This is a genomic window from Candidatus Foliamicus sp. (assembly GCF_965221325.1).
Taxonomy (GTDB): domain Bacteria; phylum Pseudomonadota; class Gammaproteobacteria; order Steroidobacterales; family Foliamicaceae; genus Foliamicus.
This window is the reverse complement of sequence record NZ_OZ244880.1, coordinates 1,392,111-1,408,602: the sequence shown is the minus strand read 5'-3', so window position 1 is coordinate 1,408,602 and position 16,492 is coordinate 1,392,111. Positions and strand designations below refer to the sequence as shown.

General features: G+C 62.0%; 12 protein-coding genes. 3 read left to right on the top strand and 9 right to left on the bottom strand.

Going from position 1 to position 16,492, the window contains the following annotated elements; all coding sequences use genetic code 11:
- Positions 1-2,430 (top strand): TonB-dependent receptor, encoded by a 2,430-nt coding sequence (locus tag ACWCOO_RS06225; protein WP_446830136.1) that lies wholly within the window; start codon positions 1-3, stop codon positions 2,428-2,430.
- Positions 2,431-2,502: 72 nt separating this feature from the next.
- Positions 2,503-3,867: a sodium-dependent transporter gene (locus ACWCOO_RS06220; protein WP_446830135.1), complete on the top strand. Its 1,365-nt coding sequence runs from the start codon at positions 2,503-2,505 to the stop codon at positions 3,865-3,867.
- A gap of 398 nt (positions 3,868-4,265) precedes the next feature.
- Here ACWCOO_RS06220 and ACWCOO_RS06215 read toward each other — a convergent pair whose 3' ends face one another.
- Genes ACWCOO_RS06215 through ACWCOO_RS06180 form a run of 8 tightly spaced genes read right to left on the bottom strand, consistent with a single transcriptional unit; the run spans position 4,266 to position 12,741 of the window.
- On the bottom strand, positions 4,266-5,144 hold the full coding sequence (locus tag ACWCOO_RS06215) for a dienelactone hydrolase family protein (RefSeq protein WP_446830134.1): 879 nt from the start codon (positions 5,142-5,144) through the stop codon (positions 4,266-4,268).
- 26 nt (positions 5,145-5,170) lie between these two features.
- Positions 5,171-5,452, bottom strand: a complete 282-nt coding sequence (locus ACWCOO_RS06210) for a hypothetical protein (RefSeq protein WP_446830133.1) — start codon at positions 5,450-5,452, stop codon at positions 5,171-5,173.
- Positions 5,449-6,627: a class I SAM-dependent methyltransferase gene (locus ACWCOO_RS06205; RefSeq protein WP_446830132.1), complete on the bottom strand. Its 1,179-nt coding sequence runs from the start codon at positions 6,625-6,627 to the stop codon at positions 5,449-5,451. Before ACWCOO_RS06205 ends, ACWCOO_RS06210 begins: the two co-directional genes overlap by 4 nt.
- 16 nt (positions 6,628-6,643) lie before the next feature.
- A complete protein-coding gene (locus ACWCOO_RS06200) occupies positions 6,644-8,113 on the bottom strand; it encodes a flavin monoamine oxidase family protein (RefSeq protein ID WP_446830131.1) in 1,470 nt (489 codons plus the stop codon).
- Between the two features lie 27 nt (positions 8,114-8,140).
- Positions 8,141-9,040 carry an alpha/beta fold hydrolase gene (locus ACWCOO_RS06195; RefSeq protein WP_446830130.1) on the bottom strand — a complete coding sequence of 300 codons (900 nt, stop codon included), beginning with the start codon at positions 9,038-9,040 and terminating at the stop codon, positions 8,141-8,143.
- Complete coding sequence (locus ACWCOO_RS06190; RefSeq protein WP_446830129.1) at positions 9,037-9,939, bottom strand: MBL fold metallo-hydrolase; 903 nt, start codon at positions 9,937-9,939, stop codon at positions 9,037-9,039. The genes ACWCOO_RS06195 and ACWCOO_RS06190 overlap by 4 nt, the downstream gene beginning before the upstream one ends.
- Positions 9,932-10,555, bottom strand: a complete 624-nt coding sequence (locus tag ACWCOO_RS06185) for a hypothetical protein (RefSeq protein ID WP_446830128.1) — start codon at positions 10,553-10,555, stop codon at positions 9,932-9,934. Before ACWCOO_RS06185 ends, ACWCOO_RS06190 begins: the two co-directional genes overlap by 8 nt.
- A 50-nt stretch (positions 10,556-10,605) precedes the next feature.
- The gene (locus tag ACWCOO_RS06180) at positions 10,606-12,741 is read right to left on the bottom strand and encodes a TonB-dependent receptor (RefSeq protein ID WP_446830127.1); all 2,136 of its coding nucleotides are present in this window, start codon (positions 12,739-12,741) and stop codon (positions 10,606-10,608) included.
- A 117-nt stretch (positions 12,742-12,858) separates the two neighbouring features.
- Between ACWCOO_RS06180 and ACWCOO_RS06175 the strand changes: the two genes are divergently transcribed.
- Positions 12,859-14,094, top strand: a complete 1,236-nt coding sequence (locus ACWCOO_RS06175; RefSeq protein ID WP_446830126.1) for an MFS transporter — start codon at positions 12,859-12,861, stop codon at positions 14,092-14,094.
- On the opposite strand, the gene ACWCOO_RS06170 is transcribed toward ACWCOO_RS06175, so the two are convergent.
- On the bottom strand, positions 14,091-16,319 hold the full coding sequence (locus ACWCOO_RS06170) for a TonB-dependent receptor (protein ID WP_446830125.1): 2,229 nt from the start codon (positions 16,317-16,319) through the stop codon (positions 14,091-14,093). The genes ACWCOO_RS06175 and ACWCOO_RS06170 overlap by 4 nt on opposite strands.
- Positions 16,320-16,492: the final 173 nt, after the last annotated feature.

The window sequence follows — 16,492 nt, the reverse complement described above, 5'->3', positions numbered from 1 at the left end:
ATGAAGCTGCGCCTTTACTTTCTCGGACCTGTCGCATTGATGCTGGTTGCCGCTCCAGCATACGCTCAGAACGACTCTGGCGCCGTGGAGGAGATCGTGGTCACCGCGCGCAAACTCGGCGCGGAGCGCCTGCAGGACGTGCCCGTGACCGTTACGGCGATCACCGAAGACACGCTTCGGGATATGCAGGTACTTGACTTCGAAGACTTTGCCTACCAGGTTCCCGGGCTGAGTTTCCTTGACGCTGGCCCCGGGCAGCGGCGTTATGTGATTCGCGGAATTCAATCCGCGGGGCAACAGCAGGTTGCGGTTTACTACGATGAAGTTCCGCTTCCAGGCATCCAGAGCTCAAGTTCCAACAGCGGCTCTCAGACCACGGACCTGAAACTCTTCGACATGCAGCGCATCGAAGCTCTGCGCGGCCCGCAGGGAACCACCTTCGGCGCCAATTCACAAAGCGGCACGATGCGCTTCATTACCGCCAAGCCGGACCTTGAGGCGTTCAGCGCCACGCTGGGCGGTCAGTTCGGGCAAACCTCGCACTCCAACGACTACAACTGGAGCGGACACGGCGTGGTGAACATGCCGCTCTCGAATGCCTTGGGAATGCGCCTGGTTGCCTATAACGTGGATGATGCCGGTTGGCTGGAGAACAACCGCTGCCGTCCCGTCGATCCGGCTGAGGATCCGCGCGACCCCGGCGTGGAACTGGCCTGCCTCAATCTGCAGGACTTCAACTATGTCGAGACGCGCGGTCTGCGGGCCAATTTTCTGTGGCAACCAAGCGAGACCTTTGCGCTCAACGCGCAATACTGGTGGCAGGACCGCTACCTGGCGGGCGATAACCGCTATCACCCCTACGATACCTACGACGAACGGGGCGTTAGCGATAACGGCGACGATGACAGGGTGGCCGGTTTTACACATTTTCATACCGGCGAATTCCTGGTCGGAGACTACGCCCAGACTTTCAAGCCCGATGAACAGAATATCTTCAGCCTGACCGGCGATCTTGATCTCGGGTTCGCGACGCTCACCGCAACGGCTTCGCGCTACGAGCGGGACTTCGAGTTCAAGTTCGATTCCACCTGGATAATCACGTACCTTTATCAGAACAACAGCTCACCAGAGTTCAACTATTTCACCGAGCGCGCGGATCTCATTTACGCGCTCACCGACCAGCGCCAGAGCCTGGATCAGAACCACTTCGAGCTGCGCCTCACTTCGGCGGGGGACAGCGCCCTGCAGTGGGTGGGTGGCGTTTTCTGGCGCGAGCGAAACAGCGATTTCCAGAGCTTCGTGCCGGTCATCAACTCAGACGGGCTGACCTTTGATCCGGGTACGCCTTTCACTATTCCGCCCACCAGCGAGCCTGGCGCCGGCATTCCGGGCTGTCATCCCTGCGTATTCGCGCGGTTCGCCAACAAGGACATCACCGAAAACGCGGTGTTCGCCGACGCCAGCTACCAACTGAACGATCAGTGGGAACTGGGCGTGGGGCTGCGCTGGTTCAAGGTGGAAGTATCCGAGATAGGCGATACGGTGTTCAACTTTGCAGCGTTCGCGCCCAATCCGCCGGATGGCCTGACAGACGACCTGACGATTGATGATGACGAAATAACCACCAAGGTGGTGCTGCGCTGGCAGCCCAATGAGGCGCTGACCATTTACGGAAACCGCTCGGAAGGCTATCGCCTGGGCGGCACCAACAATCCCGGCATCATCAACAACCCTGCGTCCGCGGAGGCCGGCGTACCGCCGTTGTTCGAAGCAGACAAGGTGGCCAGTTACGAAATCGGCGTCAAGTCGCAATGGATGGACGGCGCCATTCAGTGGAATAACGCGGCCTTCTTCATGACCTGGGAGAACCTGCAGGTGGCGGCGCAGGATCCCACGGGGGCGTTCAACTTCATCGGCAACGCCGGCGAAGCGGAGGTGACCGGCTTCGAGACCGAATTGCTCGGCCGTTTCGGCAACCTGGACTTGACTGCGGCGCTTACCTACCTGGGCAAGCGCGAATTGACCGAGGACCAGGTGTCGGAATCGGTGCAGGCGCCCGGAAAGGCCGGCGATACGATTCCCCGGATTCCCGAGCTCACCGCTAGTTTCGCCGCCCAGTACAACTTCCAGCCTCCAGTTGTGGGTTGGGACGCCTTCTTCCGCGTTGAAGGCAGCCACAAGGGAGATTCCTGGACGCAACTGCGCCCCACCGCCGGCACTAATCGCTATCAGGACTCGTTCAATCTGTTCAATGCGCGGCTCGGTTTCCGCAACGAGGAACGGGCGCTGGGTCTGCAGTTGTATATCGAAAACCTGACCGATGAGGCTCCCGATCTGTTCGTCAACGCGGCCAACGGTCAGCCTACCAGCAAGATAACCAGCCGGCCCCGCACCGTGGGACTGTCCATGACGCAGGCGTTCGGAAGCTGACCATACCCATATTGTGAGGAGGGGAACCTCGCGCCACTCCCCCTGTGACGGGGGGAGTGGTTTTTTCTGCCAATGAAAACGGAAACCTGGTCGTCCACGCGCGGGTTCGTGATGGCGGCGGTGGGCGGTGCGGTCGGCCTGGGCAATTTTTGGCGTTTCCCCTATATCGCCGGCAGCAACGGCGGCAGTGCGTTCGTGCTGGCGTATGTCGGTTGGGTGTTGGCGCTGGGGCTGCCACTGATCATCGCGGAGTTGGCCATCGGGCGGCGCGGCGGGCGCAATGCCGTGCATACCATGCGCGAAGTCGCGCGCAGGGAAGGGCGAAGCGGCGCTTGGGTAACGATCGGTTGGCTTTCGATTCTGGCGCCCATGCTCGGCGTGACCTACTACGGCATTGTGGCGGGCTGGTCTCTCAACTACACCTTGCTGGCGGCTCAGGGAGCCTTTCAAGGAATCGGCGCCGCAGGTTCTAAGGAACTGTTTGCAGCGCTGCAGGGCAATCCCGCGCGCCTGATGTTCTGGCACGGCCTGTATTTCGCAATCGTGGTGGCGATCATTGCGGCCGGCGTGAGAAGGGGGCTGGAGCTGGCCAGCAAGCTGATGATGCCGGGCTTGTTCGGGCTACTGGTTTTGCTGGTGATCTGGGCTGCCTTGGCGGGCGATTTCCGGCAAGGGATGAACTTCCTGTTCAACGCGGATTTCTCAGCGTTGACGCTCGAAAGCGTGTTGATGGCGCTTGGACAGGCGTTGTTCTCTCTGGCCATAGGCGTGGGCATGCTGATAACCTACGCGGCGTACTTGCCCCAGGGCGTTTCCCTGCCCAGGGCAGGCGCCATCATTGCCGGCGCGGATTCACTGGTGGCGCTGCTGGCGGGCATGGCTATTTTTCCCATCGTTTTTGCGGTCGGGTTGGAGGCTGAAAGCGGTCCCGGCCTGATCTTCGAAACGTTGCCGGTTGCGTTTGCAGGCATGCCTGCAGGCGGGATAGTCGGTACGCTGTTTTTCGTCCTGCTGAGTCTCGCGGCCATTACCACCGGATTCGGGATGATTGAACCGGCCGTGGCCTGGCTGTCGCGGCGCGCCTACATGTCACGGCCCGTGGCGACAATGCTTGCCGGCTTCGTGACCTGGGCCGTGGGCTTGGTGTTTGTGCTGTCGTTCAACGTGTGGAGCCATGTGAAGCCCTTGGGGGGCGCTTTCAGCGATATGGGGCTGTTTCAGCTCATGGATTTCCTGGTAGCCAATTTTCTTTTGCCTATGAATGCATTCCTGCTGGCCGTCTTCGCAGGCTACTTCCTTTCTGCCAAGTCGGCCGCAGCGGAAACCGGGCTGAGCGGGCCCCTGCTTCGGACCTGGCGCGCGCTGTTATGGCTGGCGCCGGCGCTGATCCTGCTGGTTCTATGGGGTTTGCTCAGCGAACTGCTGTCGGCGGGTTAAACTTCCGTTGTGTGCGCCCTGGAGGCAGCGCATTGTGCCCGGGTGGCGAAATTAGGTATACGCAGGGGACTTGAAGATTGAGCACCGGGCGGGAAACCGCCGGATGCGCCAGGAGTCAAATTCGGGGAAACCTCAGCACGGCAAGGTGGTGGCAATCCCGAGCTAAGCCCGTTTGCGGGAAAGTGTAGAGACTTGACGGCTCCGGCCTAAGTCGCCTGTTGGCGATAGGGCAGAGGGAAAGTCCAGGCCCCAAAGGGAGGCGCGCTGCGCATCCCGCGGCGAAAGCCGTAGTGGGCACGAAAATCCCCCGGGGGTAACCCCGTGCCGGTTCGAGTCCGGCCCCGGGCACCAGTTCCTGAGCAGCAAGAAAACTGGTGCAATATGCGCGCTCTCCCGCGTCAGGCGAGCGCGGTCGCGAATAGCGCCAGCAAGCGGCTCCAGGCCCGCTCGGCCTGCGCTTCGTTATAGACCGAGGAATCCGGCGGGCACCAGCCGTGTAGCGCACCTTCATAAACCTCGATTTCGGCGGGAAGTCCCGCAGCCGCGAAGGTTTCGCGAAGCACGTCCTTGGACTCGGGATCGTTACGATCGTCGTTTTCGGCAATCGCGAACAGGTAGTGCGCATTCATTTCTGGCACCAACAGGTGGGGGCTGTCGGGCCGATCAGTGACGAGTCCGCCGCCGTGGAATGATGCGCCGGCGCCGATGCGGTCAGCGCGCGCCCAGGCAGCGCGCATCGTGATCGGGCCGCCCATGCAGTATCCGGTTGTGCCCATCTTGCGGTCCGAATCGACTGCCGCCTGCGTGTCGAGGAAATCAACAAACGCTCTGGCGTCGGTGATGTGGGTTTCGGCACTGAGCTGGCGAGCCAGCGGAAACACCGTGTTGCGCACGGATTCGTCCTGAAACGTCGCGCCTTCAGGCACCACCGGCGCGCGCGCCGAGCGGTAGAACGGGTTGACTACCAGGACCGAGTAACCGGACTCGGCGAGCCGACGCCCCATCTGCCGAAAAGCCGGCCGCAAGCCCAGGATGTCGGGCCACACCACAACGCCGGGATGACGCCCGGCCACAGGATGCACGAACAAACAATCCGCAACGCCATCAGGCGTGGCGACTTCGACATTCTGTTCGGTAACCTCCAGGGCGTCGGCTACACGAGGCAGCAGCATGGCGAGCCCGGCTCCCGCCGAGAGCGCGCCGAATTGGCGCCGGCTTAATTCGTTTTGCCGGTTCAGATAATCTCTGGATTCCCGGAATGTCCGCTCATTGCACATGATTCGCTCCTTTGCCGGTTAGCACACTAGCTCAGGTCGTTGATTATGTTCTCGATCAGCTCGGTGCGGGCCGTAAGGCGGGCCGCGGTTTCGTCCGCGGAAGGGACGTAGGCCTCGACATCCACGCGCGAAAGCACGTTTTTCTCGGCAAGAAGCTGCTCGTGGGTGCCGAGGCGATCCCTCAGCACGCTGATCTCCATGGCCAGACGCCAGATAACGGCCACCAACTGATCGGGGCTTAATTCATCGATCTGTCGGGGCCGCGGCAGCTTGAAGGGCCGGTTCGGAACGGCAGCGGCGGCATTCATCTGGTCTTTACTCCACCGAAGATGTAGTACTCGCCCGTTCCCAGGGGATCGTAATCGGCGAACACGTGTTGTGGATCAAAGCCGCCGTCGATCAGCGCTTGCCGGATGTCGGTGTCGGCATAGCCGGTCCAGAAGGGTTCGCCATTGTTTACGACCTGCCAGTGGTTGGTAACCTGCTTGGTCATAGACAGGCGCGAGGGCTGATAGGGTGTATCTCCATTGAGGAATATGCCGCCGGGCGCGAGCAGGCGGTGCGCCTCCGCCATGATTCCGGGAAGAATGTCGTGCCAGGTTTCGTGGAACAGGATATGCGAAACGATCAGGTCGAACTGCCCGTCGGCCAAGCCGGTCTGATTGGCATTGGCCTGCCGGTAATGGATGGCGAGGCCGCTGTCCTCGGCCCATACATGCGCAAAACGCAGAAAGGGCGCTGAAATATCGACGCCCCAGACCTCGGCCTCGGGGAAAGCCTGCTTGAACGCGATGGTCTGGATGCCGGCGCCGCAGCCCATGTCAAGCACGGAAGCCGGATCAGCTTCGGGGAATCTTCGCCGCAGCGCGCCTACCAGATAATTGCCCATCGAGGGATTGCCTACCCGCTCGTCGCCGGTGGACAAACCTTTCGCGGCCCGGTACAACTCGCCGGTGCCAAGATAATTCATCCCCAGTGTCAGGCTGGTGTCCCCCGGCAAGCCGAAATAGCCGCCGGGCTGGCGATGAATCTCCACGCGCCGAATGGGGTCGGGCGGAACGAAGTCTTCTTCAAGCTCAAGGCTGCCCAGAGTGCCCCGTTGCGCCAGGGACTGCCGCCGGGACTCGAATTCCGGAAGCAGCCGTTCGCAAGTGGCGCCAACCGTTTCCCACATCAGGTCCTGAGAAGTGAAAACCGAGCTTCCCCATAGCTGATAGAGATGGTCGCCCGCAAACGCTTCGGTTCCTTCCAGGCGGTCGCGCGGCGCGCTCCCATGGGTCTCGGTGTAGGCAGGTTCCAGCACCTCCTCGAAACGGCGCGCAAGACGCCCCTCAAGCGGTCCGTTCACGTAGCCCTTGAGGGCGCCCACAAAGGCGTGCCTGGCAGCCTCGTCGTGGGTAGGCCGGTAAAGTTCCTTGAGTGTTGGAGTGGTCATGATTTTCTCCCCGATTGACGCATAATTTTCTTCTGCCGAGTCGGACATGCCGTCGCCTCTCGGATCAGAGCAGTTTGCTTACCTCGAACGCGGCCCGTTCTCCAGATTCCATGGCGCCTTCCATGCCGCGATTGGTGGTGGCCGTATGTTCGCCGCAAAAGTGGATTCGCTCAGCCGGTGCGATTAATGCCGGCAAGCATTCGGTGACCTGACCTGGCCCCCAAATGGCCCAATCGCCGCCTGCGAACGGGTCCGTCTGCCAAGACTTGACGCCCGCAAGCTCCAGCTTGCCCTTGGCCGCCGGCCGCAGTTGTTCGTAGGCTTCCCGAACCCGTTCCTGAGCGGCTTGCGGTCCCAGCGTGTCCAGCCGGTCTGCGAGATGGCCGCGCGCCCAGGCCATCAGGCAGGTCACCTCGTTGGAATCCTCTCCCTCTCGCAAGGCGCGGATTTCACCGGCGTCCGTATCCGTCCACATGGCAGGGTTGAGGCCGTCGTCTTCCCAGAACGGACTGCGCGGCACCAAGATGACCTTGGTGATCTTCTGTACATGCACGGTGCGCACAGCCTTGGCCTTGGCGGGTGGCAGAAGCGGGTCGAACTTGACCCAGCGCATGGTGGGAATGGGGAGCGAGCAGACCACGCGCTCGGCCTGATACACGCTGCCGTCCCGGCAATGCACCTCGGCTTGCGCGTCCCCGCTGCGGATGCCGATCACCTGCTTGCCGTAATGCACTTCGCCGGTCAGGCCGGCGGCCATGGCTTCGGGAAAGCGCTGATTACCGCCATGCACCTTGTAGGCAACCCGCGCCACATCGCTCTGCAGTTTGAACCAGGCTTGAACAAAGAACCACATCAGCATGGAAACGTCATGCGCTGAGGTTCCATATTGCACGTTGGTGTTGTAGTTCAATTCGATAGCCGCATCGCTCCAGCCTATCTCCTTGAAGAATTCGTAGGCCGAACGGTCGTGTGCCGCGCTCTTCGGTTCTGCCCAGTCGGCGAAGGATGCGAGTGGATTGTGTTCAGCAATCACGGACTGGTAAAACCCGCGGCCCGGGAAGCGGCCGCGGGCATCGGCAGGCATCGCGTTGAGCGGATGCGCAGCCCATTGCTCGCGCGGGATAACCGACCCGCGCAACGCCAGTTCCACCCGGCTCGGATCGCGGTGAGCTTCGGGCGAGAGGTCTCTGCGCGCGTGATGGTCGATCAACTCCAGACCCAGGCGTCGGCCCGTGTCCTGCATGCGCGCATAGGCCCCAAGTATCGAGTCGCCGCCCCACTCGGGGTTACCGGTCACGTCGGGGTGACTGAGCATACGTCCCCCGGCTCGCTCCCGACCTTCCAGACAGATCGTGCGTGCGCCAAGTTGTTCCAGCAGATAAGCGGCGTTGAGCCCGGAAAGCCCCGCGCCGATAACGATCACGTCGGTCTTGGCGGCGCCGGCGGCGCGCGCCACGCGCGTACCCAAACCCGCGGCCAGTCCGGCCTTAACGAAATCCCGCCGGCTGAGGCCCGGGCCGATACTTCTTGTCATGGCGACTCCATGCGTTCCTGCGTACCCTCATGTTATATCCGTCAATACCGATCCGAGATGTGCATTGAACGCGGCGGGGTCTTCCAGCATCACGAAGTGCCCAACATCGGACATCTCGACATAACGGAATACCGTGGCATGGGCTTGGAGGTGCGCGAGGTCGGTGGGCAGGTAGTCCGAACTTATGAGAATCAGTGGCACTTCAAGCAACGCTATGGCCGGCGTGGCATCGTAGTTGCCGCTCGCCTCGCGTGCGCCCACGGCGGCCGCATACGGAGCGGCCATCATGTCCGCCGTTACCCATTCGCGGATTGCCGGATCGCTTTGCGGCACAAACATGCGGGCCACGAGCTCTGCAATGAAACCCTCGTAGTCGCCGGCCAGGCCTTGCCGGACTCTCTCGCTTTGGAGTTGGGGCGTTGCGCGGCCGCCGTTGTGAAAGGTGTCCACGCCGACCACGGCAGCCACGCGGCTGCCTAGTTGTCGGGCGGCCTCCACGACTACCTTGCCGCCCATGGAATGACCGATCAGCACAACCCGCCGCAACTCAAGCGCCGTAACGACGGCGGCCACATCCTGGCCGAAAGCCTGCATGGTCCAGTTGCCGCGGTTTTGTCCCGAGTCGCCGTGCCCGGCCAGGTCCACGGTCACCACGCGATGCGAGCGGGCGAAGAAATCACGTTGCGCGGCCCAGTAGCCGCGGTCGCAGTTCCAGCCATGCACGAAAACCAGCGTGAGGTCGCCTTCACCTTGAACGTCATAGTGAATGGCGACGCCATCGGGCGCCGAAACCACGTCTGCGCTCGCTGCGGGAGCCGGCTCCGCGATCGGGCCAAGTTCGGTCTGGAGGCTTTCCGCGTCCAGCGGTGAAAGCGCGAGCAGAGCTGCTGCTGTCCATAGCGGAATAAGGCTTGCAGCGGACGTCATTGCCAAACCATCCGGAAACCGGCCGCTTTGCGGCGGATTTTGCAGGCTGTAGGCGTCGGGAAATGCGCCGGCAGCAGCCATGCGTTCTCCCGGGCCGCGCTATCCAGCGTTTGCAGCCGGGTTTGAGCGGACATATCCGCGTCCCAGCAAAAGCAACTCGACCACTCGGGGTGCTCGACCTGAATCGGGTGATGGATCACGTCGCCGGTCAGATAGGCACGCTTCCCGCGTTGTTCGAGCTTGACAATGACATTGCCTGGCGTATGGCCGGGCGCAGGCTGCAAGGCAACTCCCTCGGCGACTTCCTCATCGGTGCTGACCAAGACCGCTTGGCCCGAATCGAGAATCGGCGCCACGCTGTCGGCCCAGGAGCCGTGATTGACCTGGTCGGCGGGCGTCGCGGCCAGAACCTGCTCCCAGTGCTTGATCTCGGTTTTTGCGAACAGATAGCGCGCATTGGGGAAGGTCGGCGTCCATACGCCGTTACGCAGCCGCGTGTTCCAGCCTACGTGATCGGCGTGCAAATGGGTGCACATCACGATGTCGATGTCTTCCGGCTTCAGCCCGGCGGCCGCCAAATCGTCCAGGTAAGGCCCCTGGCGCTGGTGCCAATGGGGGTTGTTGGGCCGCGGCTTGTCATTCCCGACGCAGGCGTCCACCAGGAGGTTGCATGTAGGCGTGCGCACCACGATGCTGTGAAACGACATGACCAGCAGATTGCGTTCGCGGTCGAAAAGCTTCGGGTCCTGGGCCGCGCGGCTAGCTCTCAGGGTGCGCGAAGACGCAGTCGGGAACAAAGTTTGCGCGGCCAGAAACGCGCCTTGCAATTCGACGATCCGATGCGCCTCGAAGGGGCCGGGCAGGGAAAAGACCCGGTCCGAAACAAGGCGTTCAGCCAAGGTGGTATGGAATCTGGCGAGGCCCGTAATACTGTTCCACCGAGCCGTCCTGCGAGTAGAAGATGTTCTGCACGAAGGTCCCGCTTTTCTGGCTGCGCACGATTACCGCGGTGGCCCGCGCCGTCGCCTCGTTGTGCTCGGCGTGAATTTCCCAGGGCGCGATGCAGTCGACGTGGCCCTTGCCCACGCGAACTGTCTCGATGGCTTCAACTTTGGCGCGCTCCGGCAGGTCACCGGGTTGGCCGCCGTCGGTCCGGCGAAACCGCAATACCGATTCGGCGCCGTCGAGCACGCCGTAGAGCGTCCATGAGCAGCCGTGATCATGTATGGTGGTTTTCGCGGCGGGCTTCTTTATCAGCCCGTTGATGACGAAGCCGTAGTCCGGGTCCTGGTAGAAGAGCAGGTTGGCGTGCTTGCCTTCCAGCCCCAGTTTGGCGGGGCTGTCAGGCCAACTCCGCGCGTGCGCCTTGAGTTCGGAATCCCCAAGCAACTCTCGCAGCAGTTGGGCCGCCGCATCCCAGCGGAGCGCCTCGTCCGGCTGGTTGCGATGCAAATCGCGCAGCGCGGTAACGAAACGCTCCACGGCCGGCAGCATGGCCTCATCTCGCCCGTTCATCGGGTTCCGCGCAGTGTCCAATTCCAGGGTTCGTTCGCGATCGCAAGGCGTCAGAAGCTGAAGCTCACGCTGACGCCGGCCTGCCGCGGCATGGGAAGGCCGACCAGCGCCACGGCGCCATATCGGAATCCCGTGGTCAGCGCGTCGTTGTCCGTGAGGTTGTTGACGAACGCCGTGATCTGCGCGTTTTCGGTACCGACGCCGGCACGTACATTGACCAGTGTGCGCGCTTCGATCGTTTCAAGATTCAACTCATCGATAAACATTTCGCCCCGGTAGCTCACGTCCACTCCTGCGAACCATTCGGTGGCGGCGCTGATGCCGATCACCGGACAGCGACAGCGGTATTGCAGCGAGGCAAACAGGGAGTTATTGGCCGTTCGCGGCGTCTCGTTGCCGGACACGTCGGCGTTTCCGAGCACCGTCCGCGCGTTGTTGGACTCGAAGACCTGGAATTCCGTGTCGATCCAGCTATAGGCGAGGCTGGCGCGGAGGAACTCGCTGAGGTTGGCGGCAACGGATATATCCAAGCCCGCGACATCCGTCTCGCCCGCGTTGATGAAGTAGCTTCCGTAGTTGGGATCGGGGTCATTGAAGCGATACACCTGGTTGCTCCAGTCGATCATGTAAGCGGCGGCCTGCAGACTCAGATTTCCGTCCATAGCCGACAGTTTGGCGCCCAGCTCATAGTTCCACATCTCCTCTTCTTCCACCGTGAGAAAGCCCGGAGGCGCAGAGGCGTTGAAGTTACCGGGTTTGTTGCCCTTGGCGGCGCTGACGTAGAGCAGGGTGGTGTCGGCAAGCTGGTATTCGGCCAGCACGCGAGGAAGGAAGGAATCGAAATCGTCCGATTGGCTGCGGCCGGTGTCAGGGATATCCAGTTCGATTTCCTCGGTCTGGTATCGCCCATCCAGCCCCAGGGTGAGCTTCTCGGACAAGTCGAACGACACAGAGCCGAAAACGGACAGGTTGGTGGATGTCTTGAACGATGGCGGCTGCCGGAAATTACGTATCCTGGCAGTATTGAAATCCTCCTCGAAGTAGGCCGTGCCTACCAGCCAGCGCCACGGGCCCTGGTCGGGCGAGGCCAGGCGCAGCTCCGCGAAACTGGACTCGATTTCACGCTCGGTTACGGTCTGGAACAGTTCGCAGCCCGGACCGGCATAGGGACCGACGCAAAGGAACCAGAGGCCTGCCAGATTGTTCGACGGAGAATAATCGCCGTCCGCTTCGTTGACCGTGTCTTCGCTTCCTGTCCCGGCAATGAAACTAAGCTCGTGTCCGCTGGCCAACTCGTATGTCGCGTTCAAGCTGGCGCGCATGGTTTCCGAATCGATGCCGGGGTTGTCCAATTGCTGCGTGCCGCCGCCGATCACGGACTCTTCCGGGAAGGCCAGTTCGCTCATGCTAAGCGCCGTGGTCGCCCGCGCGGCCTCGCCGAACTGGGCATCGGTGTACATCAGCATCAGGTCGGCGGTCAGTTGCGGCGAGGGCGTCAGGCGTACCGTGGCCGAAAACGAGTTTATGTCCTGCTCGCCCATTTCTTCGCCGTTGGTGACGTTGTTGTAGGGGCTGCCTTGGCCGAAGGTGCCGGCGGAGAGGCGAAACAACAGCCTGTCTTCGACCAGCGGCCCCGAGATCGACGCACTCAGTTGATATTCCCTCTCTTCGGCGACCGAACCCCGCACATTGCCCTCGAACTCGTTGCCGGGTTTCTTGGTGATGTAATTGATGGCGCCCGAGAAGGAGGCCCTGCCGAACAGTGCGCTTTGCGGGCCCTTGGTGATTTCCACGCGCTCCAGATTGTCGAGCAGGACGGTGTACAACGATCCGGAAACATAGACACCGTCGATGAACTTCGACGAGTTCTGCAGCGTTGGGTCGCCGGTGTTGGTGGATACGCCGCGGAAGCTCGGCGAATCGCCCCGCCCCTCGGCCTCGTAACTCTCGTAGGTGACGCCGGGCACCGCGGTAACCAGGTCAGCGATGGTGGTGTAGCCGGCCTGCTCAATTTGCTCGGCGCTGAACGCGGCAACGGTAAGCGGAATATCCAGCAGCGATTCGTTGCGCTTGCGGGCGGTAACCACGATTTCTTCTATCGCTGCGCCTTGCGCGAACGCCGGCTGAACGGCAGGCGCCAGCAATGCGGTGGCCACAATCGCCAGTATGTATGCGTTGGGTCTCATGCCAAAAATTCTCCTTGCTCCCAATATCCCAAGTGCCGACACGGCTTTCGGGTGCCAATCTTACACACCTCCGAGCGCGAGCGCATTTGTTGCGTGAGCGCGTAAGATTGGCGCGCCGTGACTTCATCGCAGCAGCCAAGCAGTTTTCTGGCGCCGTTCGCAAACCCGGGTTTCTCCACGCTCTGGGCCGCCAACATGCTGTCGCTGACAGCTTTCTGGATGACGGAAGTGGCCTGCGCCTGGCAAATGCGAGTGATGACGAATGCAGACCCGCTGCTCGTTGCATCCGTCTATACGGCTTTGCAGCTCCCCATCGTGTTCCTGGTGATGCCGGCCGGGGTCATGGCGGATCTTTCCGACCGGCGCCGGGGGCTGGCCTGGACGCATGCCTGGCTGGCCGCGAGTCTGGGCGTGGTTCTCTGGTTGACTGGAACGGAGCGCCTGACGCCGCTGCTGTTGCTGATTTGTATGCCGCTGATTGCCATAGGGTTGGCGATGCGCATGCCCGCCGTTGCCGCGTTGATTCCGGAAATGGTGCGCAGTCAGCAGATTCCGGCGGCTGTGAGCCTCAACAACGTGGCCCAGAACGGGTCTCGCCTGCTTGGTCCGGCGCTCGCGGGGGCCATCATTGCAGGATTGGGCGTGGCTGCCGTGCTGGCCGTAAACACTGCCATCATGGCCCTGATCGTTGTGCTGTTCCTGTACATGCGCGATCCTCCATCCACGGGCGCAAAAACAGCAACTACGCAAGGATTTCTGGAGGCGTTCAAGGAAGGCGTGCTGTTTGCGGCGCGCACGCCTTGGAAGCGCAATATTCTCATTCGACTCGGCGCTTTCTTCGGTTGTGCTGCAGCGGTGCCCGCGCTGATGGCCGTGCGCTTCGATAACAGCGAAACCTACGGGCTCATGTACGGCTGCTTCGGCGCCGGTTCGCTGCTCGGCGTGTTGGCGATCGGCAAGCTGGGCTATCGGCGGCTCGACAGCCGGCTGAGCGGCGCTCTGTTTGTGTGCGCGATCTGTGTGATGCTGTTCGGACTGACGGACCACCCGCCGGTAGCCGGGCCCTTGCTGGCCTGCATCGGGGCAAGCTGGCTGTTCTGCCTCAACAGCCTGATGGTATCCGCCCAGATGCAACTGGAGCCGGCCATTCGCGGACGCGGTTTATCGTTCATCTATACGCTGGGAACAGCCAGTCTGGCCGGTGGTGGCCTGCTCTGGGGCGCTTTGGCGCGCGCTCTCGACCCCGCGGTGGCGCTGCTTGCCGCAGGCGCCTGCATGCTGCTGTCGCTAGCCGTCACCCGCCGCCTCAGCATCTCCGCTGAGGCGGACGGGCGCCCGTCGACGGCGGGCTAGAAGTTGCGGCGCACGCGAATGCCTGCTTGCAGCGGGTCAACCACCGTAACCAGGAATTGCCGTCTGAAATTCTGTGCGTTCACGAACGGCTGAATGCTGACCGGATTGTCGTTGTCCAGCAGGTTGGTGACGTATCCCTGGATCGACCACGCCTCGTTGTCCAGCCCGGCGCGCAGATTGGCGAAGAACCGGCTACCTGTTTCGGCAAGATTTGCGGTAGTCGCATACTGGGTCGAATCGTAGCGTCCGTCCAGTTGCGCGTACCAGTCCCATCCGCCCGCGGCCGCGCCGCGAATGCGCAGGGCGGCTGTTAGCGAACGGTCGGACGAGAAGGGCAGGTGGCTCTCGCCTGTGGTGATAATGCCGGCCCGGAATGCGCGGCTGTCCTGGGAGTCGAATACTCGCGCCGGATTGTGGGAATAACCAAGCGCAACATCCACGCTGTCGGTAAGCGATGCGTCGATCGAAACTTCGAATCCCTTGACCTCGGCCTTGCCGGCATTGCTGGTGTAGCCCAGCGTCGTGCCATCCGGATTCGCGAACTGGTCGTCGATCTGAATGTTGGTCCAGTCCACGTAGAAGGCAGCGGCGTTGACGGTCAGGTCTCCGTCGAGCCAGGTGGACTTCAGACCGGCTTCGTAGCTCCAGGCCTTTTCTTCGTCGAATGCGATCAACTCCAGGGGCAGGGTTCCGGTTCCCGCGCCGAGCGCGGTGTTGAATCCGCCTGGTTTGGAACCCTTGGCGATGGCCGCATACAGCATGAGGTCGCTGGACAGGTCGTAGTCGGCCGTAAAGCGGGGTAGATTGTTCTCGAAGGTCTCATCGAGTGGGAAGGGTTCGCCGTTGCGCGTACCGTTGGATGAGAGTTCATCCCTGCTCCAGCGGTATTCCGCGGAAACCGAGAACTGATCGGTCAAGTCGTAGGATGCCTGGCCGAACACCGCCAAGGTTTCGGTTTCATCGGACTGAACGGTGAATGGCGGCACAATTTCATTCGGAAAGATACCGACCCGCGACTGGCCCTGTTCGTCGTTTTCCTGGTTGTAGTAGTAGCCGCCCACCAGCCAACTGAAGCGATCGCCGTCCGGGCTCGCCAGCCGCAATTCCTGGCTTAAGGTGCTGATATCGCGCAGGATGATCTGGCGCAGGTTGTTGAAGAGCGGCGGCCCGGCGGGCAGGTCCGGTGAAAGGCCTTCGAAGTCCGAATCCTGGTCGTTGTGGATATCGGTATTCGTGATGCCGGTCACCGAGCTGATTGTGCCGAAGCCCACGTCCCACTCCAGGTCCAGACTGGCGCGCGTGAACTGGCGGTCCAGTCCCACGCAATGATCGCAATTATGCGTAATGCGGTCAGGATCGGCTTCGACCGCGCCAATAAACCACACCTGGCTGGCCCGAGCGCCGGTTTGCGTATTGGAAGGCACAATGTGCCGCTGCGGCTGTTCGCGCAGTTCGTCGGAATAGGAAACACGGAGGTAGGCGCTGAAGTCTTCTCCCGCTTCCCACAAGGCCGCCACCACCGCCGAGCCGAACTCGTGGCCTCCCACCGTTCCTTCTCCCGTGAGGTTGTTCTTGTAGAAGCCCTTGGCGTCGCTGTAGCGGGCCGACAGCGCCATCGCAAATCCCGGTCCCAGCGGCAGATTGACGCGCCCGCGTGCTTCGTAGAGCCCGTCGGTTGCTCCTTCCGCTTCGATATAGCCGCTGGTACGGTCCAATTCCGGGCGCCGGGTAACGTAGTTGATGGCTCCCGACAGCACGCCCCGCCCGAACATGGCGCTTTGCGGCCCCTTGACCACTTCGATCCTCTCGATGTCGAGCGTTTCGCCATTCAGGCCGCTACGAAACGGCAGGTCGATACCGTCCACGAGCACGCCCAGCGTCGGCTGGCTGGCGCCTCGTATATTGGACTGGCCTCGAATTGCGGGCCGGGCGTCCAGGTAACCGAAGCCGTCGTCCATCGTGAAGCCGGGCGTAAGGCGCGCCAAGTCGTCGAGGTTGGAGATCTTCTGTTGTTCGATCTCCAGGTTGCCGAAGGCGACTACCGACAGCGGCACCTCCTGCAGCGCTTCCGAGCGCTTGCGCACCGTCACCACGATCTCTTCCAGCGCTTCGTCCTGCGCTTGCGCCAGGGAGTAGGGCACGGCCGTAACCGCCGCGAGCACCGAGGCAAGCAACACCCGAATACCTGTTGACCGCGTCACACCTGACTGGACTAAGCATTTCATGTTGTCTCCCCCTTGGTTAGAGCGCATTTGGCGAAGTCGCCGGGCGTATTTCGCGGGGCGAGTGCCACCGCTGCAGCCGAATATAGCATGGCGAGTGGCGAACGACTCTTGCCGCTGAGCAGCCGCGCAAGTCGTCGGCAGGAGGTCAGGCCCGCGCTTGCCGGCCCTCCGGA

Coding starts and splice junctions, on each gene's coding strand:
- ACWCOO_RS06205 (WP_446830132.1), bottom strand. CDS start 6,627: ATGTCCGACTCGGCAGAAGAAAATTATGCGTCAATCGGGGAGAAAATC.
- ACWCOO_RS06210 (WP_446830133.1), bottom strand. CDS start 5,452: ATGAATGCCGCCGCTGCCGTTCCGAACCGGCCCTTCAAGCTGCCGCGG.
- ACWCOO_RS06225 (WP_446830136.1), top strand. CDS start 1: ATGAAGCTGCGCCTTTACTTTCTCGGACCTGTCGCATTGATGCTGGTT.
- ACWCOO_RS06185 (WP_446830128.1), bottom strand. CDS start 10,555: ATGAACGGGCGAGATGAGGCCATGCTGCCGGCCGTGGAGCGTTTCGTT.
- ACWCOO_RS06180 (WP_446830127.1), bottom strand. CDS start 12,741: ATGAGACCCAACGCATACATACTGGCGATTGTGGCCACCGCATTGCTG.
- ACWCOO_RS06200 (WP_446830131.1), bottom strand. CDS start 8,113: ATGACAAGAAGTATCGGCCCGGGCCTCAGCCGGCGGGATTTCGTTAAG.
- ACWCOO_RS06220 (WP_446830135.1), top strand. CDS start 2,503: ATGAAAACGGAAACCTGGTCGTCCACGCGCGGGTTCGTGATGGCGGCG.
- ACWCOO_RS06215 (WP_446830134.1), bottom strand. CDS start 5,144: ATGTGCAATGAGCGGACATTCCGGGAATCCAGAGATTATCTGAACCGG.
- ACWCOO_RS06195 (WP_446830130.1), bottom strand. CDS start 9,040: ATGACGTCCGCTGCAAGCCTTATTCCGCTATGGACAGCAGCAGCTCTG.
- ACWCOO_RS06170 (WP_446830125.1), bottom strand. CDS start 16,319: ATGAAATGCTTAGTCCAGTCAGGTGTGACGCGGTCAACAGGTATTCGG.